The sequence below is a fragment of the Spirillospora sp. CA-128828 genome, from assembly GCF_050945415.1.
Taxonomy (GTDB): Bacteria; Actinomycetota; Actinomycetes; order Streptosporangiales; family Streptosporangiaceae; genus Spirillospora.
In genome coordinates, this window is the sequence record NZ_CP191986.1 from 1,258,597 (window position 1) to 1,280,479 (window position 21,883).

Annotated in this window: 20 protein-coding genes; 5 read left to right on the top strand and 15 right to left on the bottom strand. The window is 64.9% G+C overall.

Annotation, left to right across the window (positions count from 1 at the left end; translation table 11 throughout):
• Positions 1–128: 128 nt before the first annotated feature.
• The 14 genes from ACQPXG_RS06575 to ACQPXG_RS06640 form a co-directional block, all read right to left on the bottom strand.
• A complete protein-coding gene (locus ACQPXG_RS06575) occupies positions 129–1,490 on the bottom strand; it encodes an IS256 family transposase (protein ID WP_433469908.1) in 1,362 nt (453 codons plus the stop codon).
• A 105-nt stretch (positions 1,491–1,595) separates the two neighbouring features.
• Positions 1,596–2,849, bottom strand: coding sequence for a tyrosine-type recombinase/integrase (locus tag ACQPXG_RS06580; protein WP_433466715.1), 1,254 nt, complete (start codon positions 2,847–2,849; stop codon positions 1,596–1,598).
• Positions 2,849–3,028 carry a helix-turn-helix domain-containing protein gene (locus ACQPXG_RS06585; RefSeq protein ID WP_433466716.1) on the bottom strand — a complete coding sequence of 60 codons (180 nt, stop codon included), beginning with the start codon at positions 3,026–3,028 and terminating at the stop codon, positions 2,849–2,851. The genes ACQPXG_RS06580 and ACQPXG_RS06585 overlap by 1 nt, the downstream gene beginning before the upstream one ends.
• On the bottom strand, positions 3,025–4,434 hold the full coding sequence (locus ACQPXG_RS06590; protein WP_433466717.1) for a replication initiator: 1,410 nt from the start codon (positions 4,432–4,434) through the stop codon (positions 3,025–3,027). The genes ACQPXG_RS06585 and ACQPXG_RS06590 overlap by 4 nt, the downstream gene beginning before the upstream one ends.
• A gap of 96 nt (positions 4,435–4,530) precedes the next feature.
• Entirely contained in the window at positions 4,531–4,686 is a 156-nt protein-coding gene (locus ACQPXG_RS06595; RefSeq protein ID WP_433466718.1) for a hypothetical protein, read from the bottom strand.
• A 156-nt stretch (positions 4,687–4,842) separates the two neighbouring features.
• Complete coding sequence (locus ACQPXG_RS06600) at positions 4,843–5,292, bottom strand: hypothetical protein (RefSeq protein WP_433466719.1); 450 nt, start codon at positions 5,290–5,292, stop codon at positions 4,843–4,845.
• A gap of 20 nt (positions 5,293–5,312) precedes the next feature.
• A complete protein-coding gene (locus ACQPXG_RS06605) occupies positions 5,313–6,131 on the bottom strand; it encodes a DUF2637 domain-containing protein (RefSeq protein ID WP_433466720.1) in 819 nt (272 codons plus the stop codon).
• A complete protein-coding gene (locus tag ACQPXG_RS06610; RefSeq protein ID WP_433466721.1) occupies positions 6,128–6,367 on the bottom strand; it encodes a hypothetical protein in 240 nt (79 codons plus the stop codon). The genes ACQPXG_RS06605 and ACQPXG_RS06610 overlap by 4 nt, the downstream gene beginning before the upstream one ends.
• Positions 6,368–6,474: 107 nt before the next feature.
• A complete protein-coding gene (locus ACQPXG_RS06615) occupies positions 6,475–7,815 on the bottom strand; it encodes an FtsK/SpoIIIE domain-containing protein (RefSeq protein ID WP_433466722.1) in 1,341 nt (446 codons plus the stop codon).
• Positions 7,816–7,829: 14 nt separating this feature from the next.
• On the bottom strand, positions 7,830–8,201 hold the full coding sequence (locus tag ACQPXG_RS06620; RefSeq protein WP_433466723.1) for a hypothetical protein: 372 nt from the start codon (positions 8,199–8,201) through the stop codon (positions 7,830–7,832).
• A 138-nt stretch (positions 8,202–8,339) separates the two neighbouring features.
• Entirely contained in the window at positions 8,340–9,164 is an 825-nt protein-coding gene (locus tag ACQPXG_RS06625; protein ID WP_433466724.1) for a protein phosphatase 2C domain-containing protein, read from the bottom strand.
• A 10-nt stretch (positions 9,165–9,174) separates the two neighbouring features.
• Complete coding sequence (locus ACQPXG_RS06630; RefSeq protein WP_433466725.1) at positions 9,175–10,020, bottom strand: sigma-70 family RNA polymerase sigma factor; 846 nt, start codon at positions 10,018–10,020, stop codon at positions 9,175–9,177.
• Between the two features lie 122 nt (positions 10,021–10,142).
• Positions 10,143–10,556 carry an ATP-binding protein gene (locus tag ACQPXG_RS06635; RefSeq protein WP_433466726.1) on the bottom strand — a complete coding sequence of 138 codons (414 nt, stop codon included), beginning with the start codon at positions 10,554–10,556 and terminating at the stop codon, positions 10,143–10,145.
• 73 nt (positions 10,557–10,629) lie between these two features.
• Positions 10,630–11,418, bottom strand: a complete 789-nt coding sequence (locus tag ACQPXG_RS06640; protein ID WP_433466727.1) for a Scr1 family TA system antitoxin-like transcriptional regulator — start codon at positions 11,416–11,418, stop codon at positions 10,630–10,632.
• A 382-nt stretch (positions 11,419–11,800) separates the two neighbouring features.
• Here ACQPXG_RS06640 and ACQPXG_RS06645 point away from each other — a divergent pair, with 382 nt between their 5' ends.
• From ACQPXG_RS06645 to ACQPXG_RS06665, 5 genes are all read left to right on the top strand, one after another.
• A complete protein-coding gene (locus tag ACQPXG_RS06645; RefSeq protein WP_433466728.1) occupies positions 11,801–13,675 on the top strand; it encodes an AIPR family protein in 1,875 nt (624 codons plus the stop codon).
• 292 nt (positions 13,676–13,967) lie between these two features.
• Positions 13,968–15,296, top strand: a complete 1,329-nt coding sequence (locus tag ACQPXG_RS06650) for a hypothetical protein (protein WP_433466729.1) — start codon at positions 13,968–13,970, stop codon at positions 15,294–15,296.
• Between the two features lie 1,467 nt (positions 15,297–16,763).
• Complete coding sequence (locus ACQPXG_RS06655) at positions 16,764–17,354, top strand: hypothetical protein (RefSeq protein ID WP_433466730.1); 591 nt, start codon at positions 16,764–16,766, stop codon at positions 17,352–17,354.
• Between the two features lie 317 nt (positions 17,355–17,671).
• Positions 17,672–18,979, top strand: a complete 1,308-nt coding sequence (locus ACQPXG_RS06660; RefSeq protein ID WP_433466731.1) for a hypothetical protein — start codon at positions 17,672–17,674, stop codon at positions 18,977–18,979.
• A 411-nt stretch (positions 18,980–19,390) separates the two neighbouring features.
• Positions 19,391–19,831, top strand: coding sequence for a GNAT family N-acetyltransferase (locus ACQPXG_RS06665; RefSeq protein WP_433466732.1), 441 nt, complete (start codon positions 19,391–19,393; stop codon positions 19,829–19,831).
• Positions 19,832–21,583: 1,752 nt separating this feature from the next.
• On the opposite strand, the gene ACQPXG_RS06670 is transcribed toward ACQPXG_RS06665, so the two are convergent.
• Positions 21,584–21,736, bottom strand: a complete 153-nt coding sequence (locus ACQPXG_RS06670; protein WP_433469909.1) for a hypothetical protein — start codon at positions 21,734–21,736, stop codon at positions 21,584–21,586.
• Positions 21,737–21,883: the final 147 nt, after the last annotated feature.

The following is a 21,883-nucleotide window of genomic DNA, read 5'->3' on the forward strand; positions in this document are numbered from 1 at the left end:
CCCCTTCCGACCAAGGAAGAGGCCTTTTTGCTAACGGGTTTGCTAACAGCAGCGTCTACGCGACCCCGTCGACCGAGCTTGTAACTTCAGGTGTGGAAAGACCTTGCGGGTAGAAGGTGAAGTCGGCTTTACCTGATGCGTCCTGGATAGGCCTCGGCGAGTTCGTTGAGTGCTTCGCGCCATCCGGCGGCGCGTTGTCCTTCGACCAGGCGTGCGGGTGAGAAGGCGTGCTTGTCGCCGTTGTGGCGCTTGGCGGCGCGTTCCCGGGCGCGTTTGTCCTCGATGTTGATGATGGCCAGCCACAGCAGCTTGACCACGGCGTCGTCGGTCGGGAAGTGCCCGCGCGCTTTGGTGACCTTGCGCAGCTGGTAGTTCAGCGACTCGATCCCGTTGGTGGTGTAGAGCAGTTTGCGGACCGGGCGGGTGAAGGCGAAGAAGGGCGTGAACCGGTCCCAGGCGTCCTCGAACACCCGCACGCTCTGGGGATACCTCTTGCCGAGGTCGGTGTCGGCGAACTCGGCCAGGGCCTCCAGCGCCGCGTCGGCGTCCACGGCGGTGTAGACCTTCTTCAGCTCCTTGGCCACCGCCCCGGCATCCTTGCGTGCGACCGGCCGAAGCGCGTTCCTGATCAAGTGGACGACGCAGGTCTGGACCACCGTGGCCGGGAACGCGGCGTTGATGGCGTCCTCGAACCCCTTCAGGCCATCGCAGCAGGCGATGAGGATGTCACGGACCCCGCGGTTGCGCAGGTCGGTGGTCACCGAGGTCCAGAACCGCGAGCTCTCCCCGGCGGTGGCGGTGTCGGCCGGGGTGCGCGCGAGCCAGATGCCCAGCACATGCTTGTGCCCGTCGGTGTCGATCCCGACCGCGATGTAGGCGGGCTTGTTCTGCACCACATGGTTGTCGCGCACCTTCACCACGATCGCGTCCAGGAACACCACCGCCCAGGTCGGGTCCAGCGGACGCGTCTGCCACGCCTTGACCTCGTCCATCACCTGATCGGTGATCCGGGAGACCTGCTCGTGCGACAGCTCGGTGCCATACACCTGCTTGAGGTGGTGCAGGATGTCGCGCACGCTCATGCCGTGCGCATACAGGCTGATGATCATGTCGTCCAGGCCGCCGGCGATGCGCCCGGCCCGCTTGGGCACCAGCACCGGCTCGAACGTCCCGGCCCGATCCCGCGGCACCGACAACCGGACGGGGCCCACCCCGGTCTGCACCGTCTTGCCCTTGCCCCGCCCGTTACGGGAATTGCCCGAATTGTTCCCCGCCGCATCATGCTTGTCATAGCCCAGGTGCGCGGTCAGCTCGCCCTCCAACGCCCGCTCCAGGACGGCCTTGACCAGCTCGCCGAGCATCGACCCCTCACCGGTCAGCCGCAACTGCCCCGCCTCGTCGCGGGACCGCTCGGCCAGCAGATCCAGCACCTCATCGCTCAGCAGTTCCCGGATCGGCACATCCAGGCTCTCGGCCGACATCGGCACCATCCCACCGGCACCGGCCCCAGACTGGGCGACACTCCCATTTCCCTCGACCACGGTCATGGCTTCGAATCCCCCCGAATTCGATGGATGATCTTCCTGCTCGATCATCTACCCACCAAGATCATTTCCACGCGAGAAGAGATACCCCCCGTCGACCCGGTGGGCGAAGATCGCCGCTGCTTCGGCGAGCTGCTCGTTGACCACGTGGGCGTAGACGCGGAGGGTGATGGCCGGGTCAGCGTGGCCGAGTCGCGCGGCCACCACGTGGACGGGGACGCCCGCCAGGAGCAGCGTCGTCGCGTGGACGTGCCGGAGGTCGTGAAGCCGGGCGTGGGGGAGAGGCTCGACGTCGTCCGCCTCGTTGTGCGCTTTGATCAGCGTTGCCATAAGGGATGAGACCGAGTCCGGGTGGACTGGTCCGCCCCATCCCGTGGTGAACACGTGGCCGTCTTCCGCGCCCTTCCAGAACTCGCCCGCTTTCAGCTTGTCGGCGAGCTGGCGCTTGCGGTGTGCCTTGAGGACGTCGACCGTTCCGGGGTCGAGGCTCACGACGCGGGACCGGCCGCTCTTGGTCGTCCCCTCGATGCGCTCGCCGGCGACGAAGGCCACTGAGCCCTTGATATGGATTGCCGCGCCGTCGAGGTCGACGTCCGGCCACCGCAGGTTGAGCAGTTCCCCGCGCCGAGCTCCGGTGTACGCGGCCAGACGGAAGAACGCCGAGAGCCGGTGCCCCTCAGAAGATGCGAGGAAGGCCCGCAGCTGCTCGGGCGTCCAGACCTTTCCGGGCTCGTCGTGATGGAGCCGGGGCCGCTTCGCCCGCTCCGTGGGATTGGACGCGATCAGCTCGTCTACTCGGACAGCGTCGCCGAACGCCTTCCGAAGCACCGAGTGCACATGCGCGACCGTTCGGGGAGACACTCCCTTGCCGTTTCGCCCGCCGGTGGTGACGAGGTCGCGGTAGAGCTTGGTGAGCTGGCCAGGCCGGACGGCCTGGAGCCGCAGGCCGCCGATGTTGGGCTTGACGTGGCGGTCGATGAGGTAGCGGTAGTTGGACAGAGTCTTGGGCTTGATCTCGACGGCGTGAGCGTCGAGCCACTCGTCTAGGTAGTCGGCCACGGTGATGGCGTTGCGGTCGATGTACTCGCCGCGCCGTGCCTTCACGCGTGCTTCGTCCCGAGCCTCTTTCGCAGCGTCCTCGTCGAGGAAGCCGCCGACCCATTTCGGCTTGGAGACGCCGGTTTCGGGATCGGTGACGCGGATGACGTAGCACCAGGTCTTGCCTCGCTTCATGACCCCGTCGCGGAGCTTGGGCTTGCTCTTGGACGGCTTGCGCGCCTTGCCGGAGCTGGCGGAGTCGGTCATTAAGCAGCCTCTTCCATCAGGGCGTTGACGTAGTCGTTCAGGGCTTTGAGCGGGACGCGGCGTGAGCCGTCGATGCGGATCGATCGGACGGCGCCGGAGGCGAGCAGTTCGTAGAGCTTGCTGCGGGAGATGGCCAGCGTTTCGGCAGCTTCGGGGACGGTCAGCAGGAGCTTGGTCACGCGGAACTCCGTTCGTAGGTGCTGAGAGCAGGCAGCGGTTTGCCGGTAAGGGCGGCGGTGAGCAGTGCTTCGCCGGGGGTCATGCCTTGGCCCAGGTAGCGCCAGTGCGCGATAACGAGGACCTGGTCGTCGTCGAAGGGAAGGCGACCGGTCGTGACGTCGTCGTGTTCGCGGCGGTTGTGGTCGATGCGGTCGGCGCGGAGACGGCCGAGGGTGGTCGAGTAGTGGCGAGACTTGGTGGAGAAGTGGCCGCGGAAGCCGAGCATGTGAGCCCATTCGGCCAGCCGCAGCCCGCTGTATTCCTCCAGCGCGCCCAACCGAAGGCACTCAGCAATCAGCCGTCGCGCATGCGTGCTGACGGGCAGGTCGGCGAGGTCATCGGTAGGGCGAATGCGTCGGTCGAGGGTGCCGACGCACTCAGCGGCTTTGGTGGCGTATTTGGCGATGTAGCCCGCCACGGCCGTGTCGGTCAGTTCCCCCGTCGTGGTGATCGGTCGGACGTCGATCTGTGAGCCCCACACGTGCTCAATGGCTGGGACGTCACCCGCCGCCGGACTCGTCACGGTCACCGCGCCCGCCGCGTGGTCGACGGCGGCCTTGAGCAGGTCGAGGGTGGCCCAGGCGGGCGGTTCGGCACTGGGGCCGTCGGGTCCGTCGAGGCGGATAACGGCGTGGAAGTGGACCAGGCCGCGCCGCTGATATTCGGCGACCTTGGCGAACGACACCGTGAGCACCTCACGGAGGTCAGCGACCCGTAGCCCGGCCGAGCGTGCGACGTAGCGACGGAAGGCGAGGGTGAATCGGCGCCACAGTTCGGGGGCGTGGGCGTTCCACAGCACGGCCCCGGCGTAGTGGAAGCAGTCGGGGCAGATGGGTTGCCCGAGCCGGGCGTCTCCCTCTGCGTGCCGGATGGTGCAGGAGATCGGCCGCCCGTGTGGGCATGTCCCGCCGCCCCGTCGAGGGCGGCAGGCGACCAGGGCGCCGCTCTTGCCGGTGCGGCGGGTGTGGACCGGCCCGAACGAGGGTGCGGTGAGGGTGACGAACGCGGCCGGGTGCGAGGTCACCGAGGCAGGGACGCCTTTGCCGCCGACGAGTCCGGCGCGGACGAGTTGGTAGGTGTCGGCGCGGTAGGTCTCGGCGCACGCTGGGCAGCGGGACGCGCGGCGGGTTTTGCACGCCACCCGCAGGACCCCGCCGGGTTCCCGGGCGGTGGAGTAGTGGTGCAGGATCTGGCCGGTTTGTGGGTCGAGGTGGGTGACGCGGCCGCGCAGGTGGACCGGTTGGGCGCAGCCGCCGGTGGAGTGTGCGCGGCGCGCCCAGGCCTGGAAGTCGGCCCGGTTGTAGCGGGCGGCCATGTCACGGGCAGCCGGGCCGGTGATGTGCGGGGCCGGGGCGGGATCGGGCACGATGTACGGGTCTCCTGTCTGTCTGAGGGATGGGTGGGGGGATGGGCCCGGCGTGGCCGCACTGCTTGCCGGCGACGGCGGCCACGCCGGGCGAACTCAGAACGCCGAGGTGAACCGGGCCAGCCCGTCAGCGACGAGCGCCAGGCCGTGAGCGATGGCGCGGACGGCAGCGGCGGCGCGTTCGGGATGGCGGACGGCGAACAGCCCCAGCACGATCCAGAAGCAGCCGAAGGCGCAGCGGCGCAGAAACATCGGTGCCTCCCTGTCAGGTGTGGCCGTGGCCGGTGCAGTCGGCGCAGGTGGACCCATCGGAGGCGACCCCGCCCCCGCCGCAGGTCCCGCACACCCACCCGACGACAGGCCGGGCGGGCCGGGTGAGCGGCGTTCGCAGGGGCCGGGCGTGGCGCATCAGGCCACCCGCCCGTTGGTCAGGTGCCCGTGCTGGTCATCGCCGGTGGCCCGGTCGGTGCCGAGGACGATGTTGTCCCGGTAGCTGGCGCGGGCCCGGTGGTCGCGCTTCTGCCGTTCGGGGATGTGCACGATCCGGTAGCTGACGCGGCCGAAGGTCTTTTCGGCGATGTAGTGCCCGCCGTCCGGACGGTCGTCAATGACCGGGACACCCAGGAGCGCGGCGACCTGGTCGACCAGCGCCGCCGCCGAAGCGTCGTCGCCGGTCCGGGTGAACATGTGGAAGGTCTCGCCGTACTCGTTGACCGGCACGGCCGGGTTGGCCTCCAGGAAATCGGCCAGGGCGCGCAGGCCCGCAATGGTCTGGTGCCGGGCGAACAGGTCACCAGGCACCACCGGCGCCGCAGCGGCCGGGCCGGTCAGGTCGGCGGGGTTGGCGTGAGTGGCCATGGCGGGTTCCTCCAGCAGGGTTAGGAGACGGGCGCGGTTTCGGTGCGGATCTGGCGGAGCAGGTCAGAGGCGAGCTGGTTGGACACTCCGAGCCGGGCGCGCAGCGCATCCCGGGTGATTGGCCGCCCGTGCTTGGTCTCGTGCTCGGTGGCGACGCGGCGCGCGAAGTCGACCAGCGGCCCCACCGGCCCCGAAGGGGAATCCTCCGAGGAGGAGGCTGACGGAGACGGAGACGGCGAGGGCGCGGCGGTCTGGTCGGCCGGGACTGGGATGAAGGTCTGTCCGTCCTGCTCGTCCTCGTCCCGGCCGGTGTCGTCCCGCTCGGGCTGGACGGCCGGGACGGCATCGGCGGTGGTGGGACGGTCGTCCTCCCACACCACCCACGGCGACGAGGACGGGGACGGGTCCGGACGGCCGAAGGACGCCGGGACGGTCGAGGATCGAGCCGCCGTGCGGGTGCCGGCTTTGCGGCGTTCCAGCATGGAGACGGCGACCAGGAACGCGCCCGCGGGGGTGCCGGCGGTGATCCAGCCCCAGACCGAGGAGTCGGCCTGGGCGAGGTTGGCGGCCAGCGACAGCAGGATGCCGCCGACCAGGACCACGGTCGGCCACGACAACCGCCCGGTGTGGCGTCCGGTGTTCTTGTCCCGCTGGCGCTCTCCGGCCGCCATCACGCACGTCAGGTCGATGCACACCGCGATTGCCCAGGCCATCCACCCGCGTTGGCCGTGTTCGGTGGCGGTGTCGCGGATGTGGGTGAACGACCCCGCCGCCGCGATCCCGGCAAGAACGACGACGGGCCCGGAGTCGGCCACCGCCCCGACCAGGCGCCGTGTCACGCCGCCCGCCCAGGGATCTCGTCCGGCAGCCCGTCCTGCTCGCCGCCACACGAGTGCGCGTCGGTCCAGGCGTCAACCTTGGCCGCGTCGGAGGAGGCGAACGAGCGGATGCATTGCTTGCAGATCGCCACGTGCAGTTCCCGGAGCCCGTCCCAGCCGATCGCCTGCGGCAGGACGACCGAGGACGAGGACGAGGAGGGGAGAGGACGGGGACGGTGGCGCAGGACGATCATCATCGGGAAGCCTCCGAGGGCGTTTTCGGCATGGGTCGGGTAGGGACGTGGCGTGATCGGGGCTCACGCCGAGCCGCAGGCGAGAGAGGGGGAGGGAGGAGCGCGGCCGGTTATGCGGCCGGGTTGACGGCGGGGACGGAGCCGATCAGCGCATCCCAGTCCGGGGTCAGGTGGGAGAAGTCACGGGCCGCGCGTTCGGCCGAGTGCTCGGAGACGAACACCGACCGGGCGCGGTGCCACGTCCCGTCCTGCCCGGCGACCACGCACACGCCGGGAGTCTCGGCGGGGATGGCGCGTGCCGCGTCCAGGGCGGCCGGGTCCAGGTCGCCGAGGGTCATGTTGGCCGTCTCCGGGTCGTTGACCCGGTGGCACACCCGCCCCGACAACTGCGCTCGCAGGGCGGTGACTCCGGGCCCAAGGTCGGAGCCGATCCGTTGCCCGCAGACGATCAGGTACACCGCGAACGCCCGTCCGAGCTGCGCCACCCGCAGCAGCGCGGTAGCAGTCTTGGACACCTCCTCTTTCTCGGACTTGTCCGCCATCAAGAACAGTTCGGCGACCTCGTCCACCAGGACCACGACCGGCACCGGTCGCAGGTCCTCCGGGAGCGTCCAGATGTTGCGGGCACCGTTCGCGCGGCAGGTCGCCATGCGGTTCTCGACCTCGCCGACCAGATCGGCTAGCAGATCCACCGACTCTTTGCGGGTGGTGGCCAGCGCCGACAGCCGAGGGGCGTAGGGGGTGAACTCCACCCCGCCCTTGAGGTCGAAGCCGACCAGGGCGACCGGTTGCGGAGCCAGGCCCTTGATGAGGGCGTTGGCGAGATTGGACTTGCCGGACTGTGTCGCCCCGGCGTTGAGCCAATGCGGCACCGTGCGGAAGTCGATCAACCAGTCGTGCCCGTTCTCCAGCTTCCCGGGCCGCACCGTGAGCAGTTCGCCGGTTTCGGGTTCGGCGACCACGTCGACCAGCGGGTCACGCATGGTCGCCCACAGCGTCACGTAGCCGGGCCGGACATCGACCACGCGAACCGAGTGGACTCGCCAGGCGTGCGCGATCCCTTCCGCCGCCTTCTCATAGTCGGCCGGGACTTGCCCGTCGTGCAGCCGCAGCCGCATCCGCCAGCCCAGCCGGGTCGGGCGGAGCAGGCCGAGGCGGGGGGAGCGTTCGACGTCGACCCGCCGCACCCGCCGCTTGTGCTCCACCACCGTGGCCGCCGACCGGGACGCCGGGCCCAGGACCGGGACGGCGTCGAGGGTGAGCCGGAACCGCCGCCGCTGACGGGTGAGCTTGCAGCCCGAGGCGACGTGATGCCAGCTCAGGTACACCAGCACCGCACGGGCCGGGAAGCCGACGCCGTACCAGAACGACACCGGGTGGTATCGGCGCCAGGCCCAGAGCCCGGCCGCCGCAGCGGCCAGGACCCCGAGCACCAGGAGCAGGTCAGTCATGACCGGGCCGCTGTTCAGGCCACGCCCGCTGCAGCGGACGAGTCCGATGACCCCGACGCCGAGGCGGCCGAGACGGGGGCGATGCGGTCGGCGCGGAAGGCCACGCCCCAGCGCTTCTCACCGCCCAGAACCGCCTCCCACGGGAACGCCGTCAGCCCGACCGGCGTGACGACCTCTCCAATCGTCACCGTCTGGTCGCCGGTCACCGCGACGTTGAGCAGGTCAACCCGCCCCATCGCGTCGGCGGCCGACAGGCCAACCGTGAACACGGTCTGGCCGTTGCGGTCGGTCTTGACCTCGCCCGTGTCCTGGTTGACGAGCTTGGGACGCGGCGGCGACACGCACACGAACGTCATGGCCGACACGTCCACCGGGATGTTGCGCATGAAGAACCTTCCTGTCGTCGACCCCCCTAGACAGTACGATCCAGCCCGTTCCGAGAGCCGTTTGTCTAGGGGGGTACACAATCAAGGTAAGCGATGTCGCGGTGACTGTCTAGGGGGGTGCACAAATTCTCGAAAGATCTAGCCCTGGACGGCCCAGTAGACGGCGGTGGCGTCATCGGAAGCCTTGCCACGCGGCCAACGGGCCCCGTCGGGGTCGGTCGACTCGGCCTCTCGCGTCCGTGCGATCAGCTCATCCGGCCCGTCTTTGCCGAGGATCGCGAGCAGGTCAGGCCAGGTCATCAGACCGAAGCGGTCGACCAGCCGACTGGCGCCGTCACTCAGCAACGCGACCGCGCCCAGGCCCATGAGCGGTGTCGACCCGGTCAGCGCCTCACTCGCCGCTTCCGGTTTCGTGCTGGCGACCCAGAAGCCGCCGGGCTGATTGCGGAACGAGGCGAGCTGCTCGACTCGACTCCGCAGGAATCGCGCGTGCTCGTCGGAGTCGCCGGGGGAGGGGCGGTCCGGCTCGTCCAGCCGCGCGACCACCTCAGCCAGCCGGCCGTCAGTGATGACCGCCGGCCCCTGGTCTGGCCGGTCGAGAACGAGAACAGAGTCCGAGAGCACCAGGTGCTCCAGCCTCTCGTCATGTACACGCGCAAGAGCTACGGTCGCCGAAGGCGATCCGGGATGCCGAAGGTCGCAGGTCGCCGCGTGCATCGCGTTGACGCGTTCGATGCTCACCGCAAGCGCCTCGTCCAGGCCGTGGCGCTTGTCCGTGGCAGCAGCCAGCAGCAGCCCGCCGAGGTTGCGCGCGTACCAGGCGACCGAGTGCACACACCCCGATTCCACGCCCGCCGGGCTACCCGCCCCGTCGACGACCAGCAGCAGGCCCGGTGCCGCCGCCGCGAAGTCCTCGTTGTCCCGGTCGGGACGTCCCGGTTCGCTGGCGATCAGCATCCGCATTGGTCCTCCGTCAGGCCGACGCCTCGTCATGCCGGTAGATCGGAGTGAGCAGCTCCGTACGGACCGGCTCATGAGTATCGGAGGCGTACTCAGTACCGACCACGACCGAGAACCGCTCGTTGCCGACCTGCCCCCACAAGCTGCCGATATCGGTCGTCAGCAGATGCACCACACCCAGCGACCCCTCAGGGTGAATACCCGCGATGGCGATGAAACTGCCGTTGCCGTCCGGCCGAGGCAGACGCCCCAGATACCCCACGTCATATGAACGAGGCGGGTCGTCCTCCTGCCCAGACCGGATCTCCTCCCCGGTCCGCTTGTCGCGCAGCAGCCAACCGGCGTCATCCCGCTCCCACTCGATCACGGGATCCTTGTCGTAGGCCTCCTGCATTGCTGGAGACATCCGGGGGCCGCAGATCACCAGCAGCCCGGCCCGGTTGAGATCGATGCCCCCATCGAGCGCCACATGGTCGGACGCCACCGACAGGTCAAACGTCCGGGCCAGATCTTCGAGCCGCTGGCCGGTCCGAAGGTCGTCCAGCGCGACATACGTCCGGTCGCTCGCAGGGTCGGGCCGCAGGGGGGTCACCACGGTCACCTCACCGGAGCCGAGGAACGCGCCCTCAGGTGCCGGCCCCGTGTGCCTGATCTGATGGATGCGCCCGCGGCTCAGACCTGCAGCCTGCGCGATCTGCGCGTAAGACATCCCTTGCGCGTGCAGATCTTGAATCAGCCGCCGCCGCAGCCGGGCCAGTTCCGTGACCTCCTGCTGTGCCTCCGCCAGGCGTTCGGTCGCAGCACGCAGCAGCTCGTAAGGGTCGTCGATCTGCGCGATGCGCTCCAACTCGCCTGGCATGACACCTCCTCCAGCCTTCACCAGGGAGTCTAGGACCCTAGACACTACGCCGGGAAGCTCATGGCCGGTTGAGGAGCTGACAACGCGCAGGCGTCGCCGCCGCCGGGGGATCGGAGGCCCGCTCACATGGACGCGCCGACAACGTCCGCCCAGACACGCCGCCCGACCCTGAGCCGCTCGCTTCCCCAAGCCTTGGACACCGTCTCCACGATGAGCAGGCCACGACCCGACACGGCATCGACGCCGAACGGTTCATCGTTGAGGGTCGGCTCAGTGTGCGCACCGAAGTCGACGACGCCCACCCGAACATGCTCGCTGTGGACCGCCAGTTCAAGAACGAACTGGCCGCCCTCCTCGCCACTCGCCGTGTGCTCAACGGCGTTCGTGCAGAGTTCGCTGACGACCAGTTCCACCGTGTCGACCAGGTCATCCGGGCTGCGGTCGACCACGAACGCCCGGGTGAAGGCCCGAGCGTCGCTGATCGATTCGCGTCGGCCCGCGAACAGACGGGACAAGCATTCCACGTCGATCACCATCCGCGCGTCTAGGGGGCTACACACCCCAACGGAGACGCAGCGTATGACAGATCTAGGGGGCTATTCAATACGCTCAGTGAATAAAGCCTAGTGTCTCTCGCAGATCACGGGCAGCGTCCTCCACAAGCGCCCGTGCGGAGTCCCCGAACACCGCCGCCCGCTCGAACCCCTCGAAGATCTCCACGTACGCCCGCACCTCATCGGCGTCGGTCAGCGTCATCTCACGCGTGAAGGTCTCCACCGTCACGGCCGCATCGTCGTACACCGTGAACCCGTGCAAGGGCACACGAGGCGCGATCTCCCGAGGCACGACACCCAGCCGAACCCCCTCCAACCCCGACACCGCAAGCAGATGCGCGAACTGCCCCGCCATGCACTCACCCGACCCCGGCCAGGTCCGCAGCGCAGCCTCACTCACCACGAACGAGAACCGCCGTCCGTCACCCTCCAACGAGGGCCCCGCCGAGTCGCCGGCCCCCGCAGCAGCCGCATACTCCGCCGTCCACAACAGCCGCGGAACGACCATCGCTTCGAAGGCCCGCACCGACCGAGCCCCACGCGCCAGCTCCACGCTCGCCGCAGTCCTGAACGAGACCCCGGCATCGCTACGACGAGGAGCCGTCTCCGCGTACGCATCACGCACGAGCCCGGCGAGCCGCTCGACCTCACCAGGCCCCAACTCCAGAGCTCGGAACAACCTCGCCACCACATCCGGATCAGAAACCCGCCGCCCGGTCTCCACCCGAGACACCGTCGGCTGAGGAACCCCAGCCCGCGAAGCCAGGCCAACACCGGACAACCCCGCCGCAGTACGCAGCCGCCTAAGCTCCCGACCGATCTCCCGCAGCCGCTCCTCACCCATAACCGAGCGTTCTACCACCCCAGACCCTCACCCATGGCCACGACCAGCAGAGCCGTGCAAACCCGTAGGTCAGAGCGATTCGACTCCTGCCGGATGAGGAGTTTCTCCACGTCTTCAAGGGCGCCCGCTACGCGGCCGCCGGCGGCCGCCCGCCCCGGCGCGCCGGGCGTGCGGCCTGTCCCGTCCGGTCCCGCCGCGCCGGTTCGCCCGTCCGCCAACTTCCCAGGTGACCTCCCGACGCCACCACGCAACTCGCACCACCGCCGAACGATCTAGATGTCTTCCCACATCGATCATGATCTGTGTTCATAATGTGGAGGACATGCCCAGAAGTGCAATGAAATGAGTTCGGCGTTGGAGTGACCGCAGCGTCGAGGCGGTAGTGTCCCAGCAGGGCGACCATCGCTTTCGAACCGTTCGCGACATCCAGACCGCCTTGCGGCTGCAACAGGAGGATGCGGTGCACACCCTAACCAGCAAACGCGTTGCGAAGTTCGCCCGTGATTTCGGCTTTGAGGGCCCTGAATCTGACCTGTTCGAGCGCTATGTCGCAGCGAACTATCTTTTCCAGTACCTCCGAGACGATGTGGAGTCTATCGAGCGTTCTACACTCGGTGGCGGCAACGATGAAGGCATCGATATCGGTGCAGTAATCGTGAACGGGCGACTCGTGTTCGAGCCTGAGGAAGTCGATGAGCTGATCTCTGACCAAACGGCGAATTCTGCCAAAGTGATCTTCATTCAAGCCAAGACGAGCGAATCATATGACTCGAAGCTCATTGCGAAGTTCCTCCACGGTGTCGAGGCCGTTACCAAATTGGCTATGAGGCCGGGGAGCATCGCACTACCTCCACGACTCGTCGATCTTGCGAGCCTGATCGACAAGATTGCCGAGAATGGCGACAAGTTTCAGGACAGCCGGATTCCTTGCGAAATCTACTATGTAACGACCAGCTCAAACGATGGAAAGAGCGTGCAGGGGGAGCTTCAGGTCACTGAGGCTCTTGACCGCATTCGCGGTATCGGCGCTTACACTGAAGACCTCAAGCTCCGAACCCACGGTCGTGAAGAACTTGCGGCCAAACAGAAGGAGCGCTATGGCCCGCAAAACATTCAGTTCAACTTCGAAAAGCGTCAGACGATCCCTGCCACGGAGCGAGTAAGCGAGGCGTACATCGGTCTGGTCTCAGCGATCGAGGTGATGAAGCTCCTCAAGGATGAGTCTGGCGATGTTCGGCCCGGCATATTTGATGACAATGTGCGCCTGGACCTCGGTCCTCAGAATCCCGTGAACCGTCGAATCCTGGGCACCCTACAGTCGGATGAGCGCGAGCACTTTCCGTTCCTGAATAACGGCTTGACAATCATCGCGACCGAACTGCGTGGACTCGGAGACCGGTTCTTTATCTCCGGCTATCAGATCGTGAACGGTGGCCAGACGAGTCACCAGTTGATCCGGTGGGCTGAATCCGACGAGGTAAGGGACACGCCAAACCTCATGGTTGACCTGTGGATCCCTGTAAAGATTGTCAGCTCCAGTGATCCCGGTGTTCGAACGAGCGTCGCGATAGCGACTAACCTTCAGACCGCGATCGGCTCAACTGATATCCAAGCGAGTACGCAAGTCGCGAAGGACGTCGAAGAGTACTTCACGCAGTCCGGCGCGGATGGCCTCCGCTATGAACGACAAAACCGTGGCGCGGCACTTGAATTCCCTCGCACACGCGTCGTCACGACGCCAGAACTTAATCGTGCTGTTGCCGCAACAATATTCGGGGAGTCATCTCGCGCGATCGGGTCGCCTAAGGACCTCGAAGTCGAGGGCTCGTTCGTGTGGGGCGAATATCCTGTCGAGATCTACTACTATGCCGCGTGGATCATTTATCGGATCGATAGGTATTTTGCGAGGACGCCTGAGTCCGCCATCCTGAAGGCTGCAAAGTACCACCTCGCGATGGTCGTATCGGTGTTAATGAACCCTGAGTTCATTGCAATGTTTGAAGATGCGGACATAGAGGGCACAAGTAAAAAGCTCAAGAAGCTTAAGAAGTTCAAGTTCCGCGTTACGGAAAAGCCGTTGTCTGAACAGATTGAAGTGGCCATCGTAACGGCCGCCGAACTTGCCGCCGACGCGTTTAAATATGCACTTTCCGAGGGGCGAAGCCTGCGCAAGGACGACGTGCGGAACAGACGCAGCCAGGAAATTCTTCTGGAGAAGGCTAAAGCCGCAACCAACCAGGGTGATTGGTACGCCTGAATATCGGATGGTGGCCCTGACCTGACCTTGGCTCAGTTGAGCGAGCCTGAAGCGGGGGTCTCGCGACCCCCAGCCCCCCGCGGGCCGGAGGGCACGCCCGCGCGAAACGGTCTGTCACACCGTCTCGCCGTTCGCGCGGGCGCACCCTCCGGGACGAGCGTGGGTGATAACAACGTCCGAAACGTTGGCGGGGCTGGCGCGGAGCGCCATCGCACGCGTCGCCTTAAGGGAGAACTGGTGTTCTGACCTACTTAAACCTTCTCCGTGCTCTCGTGTTCTGTAGTATGAGTACGTGGACAAGAGCACTGAAGAAACGGATGCCGAGTTCGCTCCTCCAGGCGAGCCAATATCAACCCTGACGGTGCTTGAAAATTACTTCGGGTCAACACCAAGGCGCGAAGATCTCCACGCGATGCGTAGCCGCGACTTTGATGAGCTTGCCAGACTAGTCCTCTCATCTTCTGATGCCCAGGTTGACACCCCAGTTCCACCAGGAAGCTACTACCCTGGGGGTTGGGTAGCAGGCAACTGGAGATACCAGGTCGCGCGGGGTGACCTAAATCTTCTGCTTCTATATTATCCGAGAATTTTGGTCCACGATCCCGTCGCCGAATTCTTCTTCAGAGATATGACCAAAGTGCCAGAGCTTAGATCGATCCGCAGCGGCAACAAGTCAATGACGATGTCTGCCGGGCCGCGTGAATGGATGGACGGGAGTACGTACTCCAGCTTGCGCGACAACACTGAGATGGTCCGCGAATATCTCTGGGAAATGATTGAGGCCATATTTAATATGGCCCCGTTGATCAAAAAGTCTGTCATATCTATGAGGTCTCAATGGCCGATAATTGTGGACAGAAAGCATCAAGTTCTGACCTCCATGCGGCATGACGTTAACTCGCGAAGAATGCAAGAGTTCGCCAATCAGGCTAGTGCATCTGATGATCCCCTGCTCATATGGGATCATCTTCGCGGGCTCAAAGCCACGCCCTCGGACGGGGTCTGGAAAGTCGATCGCCGCTGGGAGAACCAGTACGAGTTTTTCTATCTGGCCAAGACTCTTGCATTGGCAGACAGTGCGGGAGCGAAGTACGTGCCATCGGCAGAGTCGGACCTGCGCCTCCTGCAAATCAAGTTGGAATCCCTTGGACAGGCTAATGTCGGAGTCCGTCAGCCGTTGTCGCTTCTCAGTGAGGTTGCGCGACTTTTGGTCCCCGATTTTCAACTGAGTGCTAAGACTGCCGTCGATATGCGTCAATCGGAAGACAGCTTCGACGAGTGGCGGCGGCACCTGTCTCGCCTCGCACGTGAAAGCAGGGAAGACGGCCCCACCGAACTTCGTCAACGAGTTGAAGACGAATTCGTTCCAGTGCTCAATCGAATTCGCAACAAGACAAAGCGAAGCAAGGTCATGTCTTCAGCCATAAAAGAACAATCCGCCACCGCCATTCTGACGGGAACGCCAGCAGTAGCCGCACCGCTACTGTTCGGGACGGGCAAACCGCTCGTAACTCTTGGAGTAGTGACGACGGGCAACGTTCTTCAATGGATGTGGAAAGCCTATAGGCCGCCGTCGCTTGGTGGAACCGAGGCCGTGATGGCTTCAATTGTTAGAAGATGACGCCTTAATGGCAACTGTCAGTACATGCCAACGATAGCGCAGTGGCAGTTTGGTCCTTGCTCCTCAACCGCGCCCTCAAGCCAGCACGGCCGGCGGCTTCGAACCACTAGGTCACAGCCATGCCGTTGACGGCAGAGAGGGCAACGGACGAGCACCACAGTCACACGTCGGGCACCGTCCGACCTCGCCAGACGCCACGGCCGTACAGGGATTGCTACCTCTGAAAAGCTGACGGTCGCGGAGCCAGGGCCGGGTGAGTGCGAGGCGGGGGCGAGACCTCCGATCCGCGTCGGGTCGGAATGCTAACGCGGATGCTAACGGCAGGTCTGGGCGGGCCTGGCCGAAGGTTGAATCGAGGGGCAGCCCGAAGGGCCTCCGCCGGCCTCCTCGTCGTCGTCTTGGTCGTGCTCCGCCTGGACGAGGCATCAAAGGCACCGCTACGCGCCGCCGACGGTCGCCCACTCCGGCGCGCCGGGCATGCGTCCTGCCCCGCCGCAGCACGCCCGTCCGCCGACAGTTCGATGCGACCTTAGTTCATGATCACGATTGCGTGAGCGTGTAGGCTTGCACAGAGGGCACCCTGTACAAGCCCACATCACTCTTCCGAAGAGGGTCACCTCACCAGGCGATTAGTGGCTGACGGTGCACCGCTAGGAAGATGGCCACTGCAAGTGCTGTACACACGAGCAGAGCCATGAGGCGGACGGTACGGCCCCACGTGCCAATGGCAAGCCGCACCGTCCGCCCAACTTCAGCAGAGATATCGCTCATTTTCGCCCCCTTCCTTCTTTGTGGTTACCGCCTTTATAATAAAGTTCCCCCAGAAAGCACAAAAACGCCAAGCATCACCCATAGATAATGGGCGTCCCTGAATAGGGAACGCTTGGCGCCACTCGTCCAACAGGGGGGCTGCCACCTCCCAACCCCTGGAAGGGGGGAAGGTAGGTCCAGCATACCCCAGCTGGCCCGTATCGCGAACCTCCTCGCTGGCCAATGGATGGCGCACATGACGCCTGCAGGTAGCCCACTCCTCCGATCGCCATGTGTCCTATTTGTGCTGCTTGTCCTTTTGTCGGCCTGCCGAGATGTTCTGAGAGTGGAAACGATCACATATCGACTGACCGCGTCCGAAGCGGGGACCTTGCGGCCCCCGCGGACTGGAGGCGCGCCCGCGCGAGTCCGGCCGTCACAGCGTCTCGCCGTTCGCGTGGTCGCACCCTCCAGGACGGGTGTGGTTGTTAATGCCGTTGCTAACAACAGGGTTTGATGATCTTGGGCGGGTGCGGACAAGGGGGGCTGCGGCGCTGGTCAGGAGGCATGTGGGGACACTCCTGGACGTCGTTGATCTCGCTTGTAAGCAGAGAAGCGCTCACGTCCTGGCCGGCTCACAGTTCAGAGGTGCCTGTGCGATCTCGCAAGAACCTCTTCATCCAGATATCGCTACATCTGGGCGGCTAGGCTCCGTCTATGGCCTACGTCACGACGCTACTTGCCGCCGTCATCGCCGTGATAGGGACGGTGGTGGGATCGACCTACTCCCAGCGAACGGCGCTTCGCAGCAGTCGACAAGCGTTCGACCTGGCCAGGATTCAGCGGCAAGAGGAGTATGAACTTGCTCAGCGCAAGGCCGATCTTGAACAGCGAAGGGCTTGCTACGTGGCGTTGAACATCGCCATCCGGCGGTACCGCGCCGCCATCAATGATCTTCTGTTCGCTCTCCGCAAGGGGGAGGTCGGCGAAAGTGTGCGGGCCGAGCTCGAGGAGTCCCGGCGTCTGTACATCGAGCACCACGCCGAAGCACAGATGACTGTGCCCGGGCACGTGCTTAGGGCCGCTGGGGAAGTGAGATGGCACCTTGGTAAGTGGTACTCGTTGGCCAAGCGTCTGGAGTCCGGTGACATGCGGGAAGGCGATTCTCTCGATGCCGCTTTTGGCTATGGCGAGCGATTCTGGGGTCTTAACGAGCAACTGCGCTCGGTGATGCGGTCCGACCTAGGGATCGCCGATGCGGACACCGAGGTCGAGCGAGCCGTCGACAGCGAGGTATCGAGGTCCTAGGGATGGGGTGAAGCGAGGCTGTCACTCTGTGCCGAATGCGTGCCGAAGCACGGCCGATCTTGGGTGTCGTGCCAGGTCAGGGGAGTTTGGCGGCGGGACTGTAAATCCGCTGGCGTGCCTGCGAACTGTTTCCTGTACCCCAGATGCCGCTGCACGGTGTCCGGTACTCAGGCCGGTGCCGGCCCTCGGTCCCGGTTGGGCGTACCTTCGTCTGTTGGGCTCAGTTGGTGGGCCGGAGATCGGTCGGAGACGCTGCCTAGCCAGAGCCCAGAATGCACCTACAGCGATCGACATCTCGCAGAGGAGAGCGATTGAGGATGGCCGAGAAGCCTTCTGCCTCGGAAACCGTTACTTTCGTCGACCACTCCGATGGGTCAGGGAGCGTCGTCCTGATGAACGGGGCGGTCGAGCGGTGTGGACCACTGCTTGCTGAACTGCTGATTCGAGCGAGCTGGCGGCGGGACGGCAGCAGGTTCAGCCGGAAAGAGGGCGCGTGGTGGTTGTCGGTCCAGGACGCCAGAAGCACCTACGCCGCCGCGCTCGCACTCTACAATGACGAGCCTGAACCCGCCGTTGCGCTTCTGGACGCCTGGAGCCATGGCAGAGGGCCCGAATGGGCCTCGCGCTCTCGCGGCCCACTGCGCCCGATCCTGGACCTTCCGGGACTTGAGGCGGCGACAGCAGCCGGGATCACGGTCGGGCGAGGGGACGACGGCAGCCGCGTCGGCGGACACGATCGAGACGAACCGCAAATATCCGTTACCTTGTACGGCTACGCCGACCGGGCCGCCAGCATCACCCTGGACGCCGAGAAGAAGCTGGCCACCCGCCCACCTTGGGCCTACGCTCGCCCCGTCACCGGCAGTATCCAGGACGCCGACACTCGGCTAGAAGCCCTGTTCCGTGCGGTCGGGTGGTCCGCGCCGCCCCGTGAGGCCCGCATGACCGGCTGCACCTTCGAATCGAGCTTCATCACCATCAACCCAGTCCGCGCCGCCGACGCCTGCGCCACCGCCCTCTGCCTTCGACACCTGTGGCACGGAGACTTGGCCGCGGCCGATGCGATCCTCACTCAGCTCGCCGACCGCAAGCCCGACCACACGCATGACCGATGGCTCGCCCAACGCCAACGGCGCGACAACCGGCAACGGGTAGCCGACGCCTGGACTATCAGCCCGCCCATACTCCCCGACGCTGAAACACAGCACTTGGAGATCAGCTTGACCGGCCCGTCTCTGGTGCCCGCCAGCACTCCTGCCACCCGAAAGGCCGCCGAGCAAATTGCCCGGTACTTCCACCGAGAGTCTGCGTACGACTTTGCGCCATACATTGCCAGCGACGGCGGAGAGCAGACACCGTGGCTCGCCGTCACCACCGACGATGGCGTGACCGGGTACGTACTCGGATGCGCCGGCATGCAACGGCGGGACTCGGCGGTGAACCTTGCCTGGATCTGGCTGCACCCCCTCGCTCGCGGTGACAGGCGCATGCACCAAATCAACGTGGATTGGATGCTCGACGGCCTGGAGGCGAACTACGGCCACTTCGCGATCGAAGGGCCGTACTCGCCTGCGATGCTCGCTGTCATGAAGCGACGCGGGATCGGAAAGAACCGCCAGTGCTGAAGGCTGCTCGCCAGGTGACTTGAGCGCGGGAGGAGAGCAGATGAACAGGCTTGGGCACCAGATCCGGAAGGTCCCCAAGCTGACAGCGGGCGGGTTCGCTCTGGGCTGCTGTACAGCACGGAAGTACCGCAACAGAGGCTTACGACTGCTGGCATCGGCGACGGTGCGCACACTGGTCTACCTGCGATGATGGTTGCGCTCTTGAGGCGGCCGGTTTCTTGTAAACAGATGGCAAGTGGACGGTTTCGTCCGTGATGGAGGAGGCGGGAGGGCTAATATTAGGCGGGGTCTAGATGCCAGGCGAGCTCACTTTAGTTCCACCTCGACGAGGTGCGTCGTTCGGAGGGAATTATGAGTTCAGGTCAATGCCCTACCGAAGTGCGTACAGCAGTAGGAGGCGACTATCCGGACATGGTTCATCTGGCTCGGAGATCAGGCCTACCTTTTTCAGTCGATTTCCGGGAAAGTCTGATCTATCGCTTTATTGATCTAGTTGCTGTCGACGGAAGCGGAATCGTCGGTTGGCTCCAAGGGCAACTGGAAGCGTCCTATCGAGAGTTGATAGATGAGGGCTATCCGTCGCCGCATGCATCCATTATGGAGATGGTCGTTGAACCAACCAGGCGTCGCGAGGGTATCGGGAGGGGACTCGTGGTCGAATTTGTTCGCAGGGCCCGTCGGGAAAGGTTGAGCGCAATTGGCTTGAATGTAATGGCTGGCTCTCCAAAAGAAGTCGATTGCTTGGTTCAATTCTATACTTCATTGGGAATGCAAAAGGTGTACCTCGAAGCCGTGGATCAAACGCGCATGATCGGCGATCTGAATCAGATTTGCGCTAGATTCTCCACTTAGGTGCGTAGGTGGAAGGTGACCCTGCAGGCTATGGTGGCAGCTGCCTCAAGGGGTGCCCCACCGATTTAGAGTCACGGGCACCAGGGAGCCGGCCGAACCATTGGGCAAGAACCAAACGGTTGCCGACGGCTGCCCGCCCCGTCGCGTCGGGCTTGCGTCCTGTCCCGTCCGATCCCGTCGTGCCGTCCGCGTGCTCAGCACCGTTCGGAAGGCACATGCTGATACGCGAAGTCGGCCAGGGTGGCTATGGCGGCTGGGCGATCGTGAAGCGGGGGCCGCGGCCCCCAGCCCCCCGCGGGCCGGAGGGAACGCGCGCGCGAGTCTGTCTGTCATATCGTCTCGTCGTTCGCGCGGGCGCACCCTCCGGGACGGGTGTGCGTGCTAACGGCCGTGCTAACAACGGGGTCGGATGGGCTTGGATGGGTGTGGACGTGCGGGAGGTTGCGGCGCTGGTCAGGGGGTGTGTGGGGACACTCCTGGACGGCGTTGATCTTGCTTGTAATCAGATGATTAGACGCAGGCCGTGACGATCATGCAGGGATAGTGGGGGCCACCCGGGGCAGAGCGATCGCTGACGCGCACGCTTTCGACTGCTTGGGCCGCAGCCGGCCCCGTACTCCTGGTCCGCATGCCCTCTGATCGGCGGGCCTCAGGGGGTTTTGATTGATCACGCAAGTCGTACCCTCTCCACCCGCATCGACCTCGCGCCGCTAGGATTCCTGCCCGCCTGCGCCGTCACGACCAGAGAGGGTCCTCACGGCCGTCGAAACGACACTCTCACCACCCCTGCGAAGGCCTACACGGATACAGGAGAGAGAGTGTATAAACGAAATCAAGATTCTTTTGCGCATCTCGCATTGGAAATGTCGAGTGTGTCAAAGTGCATTTACGGCCTAAACCTTGATGCTTAAACTGCCTCCCACGATCAGGGCTAGTGGGGCGGAGAGCATGGCTCGTCGACAGACTCAGGCAGAGAAGCGGCGGAACACGACCTTGTCCTGGTGGGGTGCTGTTGTTCTACTGGCTGTACTTGCGTGGCAGTCCGGCATAACGGAGCTGTGGATTCTTCCAATTCTGACCTGGGGTTACTACGAATTGTGTGCGGTGCCTACCCTCTGTGGTGTCGAGACGAGCAAAGGGTGGCCTTGCAAGAATGCCGCCTATGGGCGTCTGGTGGCGTGCAAGCGTGAACCCTCACACGCCGTGTATAAGAACGATGCGCTTCTACGAATGCTTGGCTTCCGACGTGCCCCTCGGCAATTCGCTGCGCCTGCACCGCGGCCTGGTCGTTCATCAGAGTCTCAGTCCAATTCTTCCGCTCCAGAAGCCCCGTCCGAGCCAGCCACCATCGAGTCAAAGCAAACCCTCATAACTGCTCTGACGATCATCGCCACGATTGCCGGCGTGATCCAGACAGTCCTGGCTGCCATGTCGTGATGCTTCCGGATTCAAAGTTCGCGGCGTGTGTCAAAAAAGGTGGTTGGGTGTGAGAGACGCCGCGTTCCTAGGTGAGGACGTCGTCTGGCCAGGGTGCGATGAGCCGGGAAGTACAGCACAGAAGTACCGCAACAGAGGCTCACGACTGCTGGCACCGGAGACCATGCGCACACGGGTCTACCTCGGACAACGGAGACGAACACAGGGCGGCCGGTTTCTTGTAAACAGAAGGTTAGGGGTTCAAGTCCCCTCGCCGGCTCCCACGTCAAAGGCCCCTTCCGATCAAGGAAGAGGCCTTTTTGCTAACAGCGGCGCCTACGCGACCCCGTCGACCCGGCCGGCGAAGATCGTCGCTGCTTCGGCGAGCTGCTCGTTGACCAAGTGGGCGTAGACGCGGAGGGTGATCGCCGGGTCAGTGTGCCCGAGGTGCGCGGCCACCAAGTGGACGGGGACGCCCGCCAGGAGCAGTGTCGTCGCGTGGACGTGCCGGAGGTCGTGAAGCCGAGCGTGGGGGGAGCGGCTCGACGTCGTCTGCCTCGTTGTGCGCCTCGATCAGCATTGCCATAAGGGACGGGGTCGTATCCGGGTGGATTGGTTCGCCCCATCCCGTGGTGA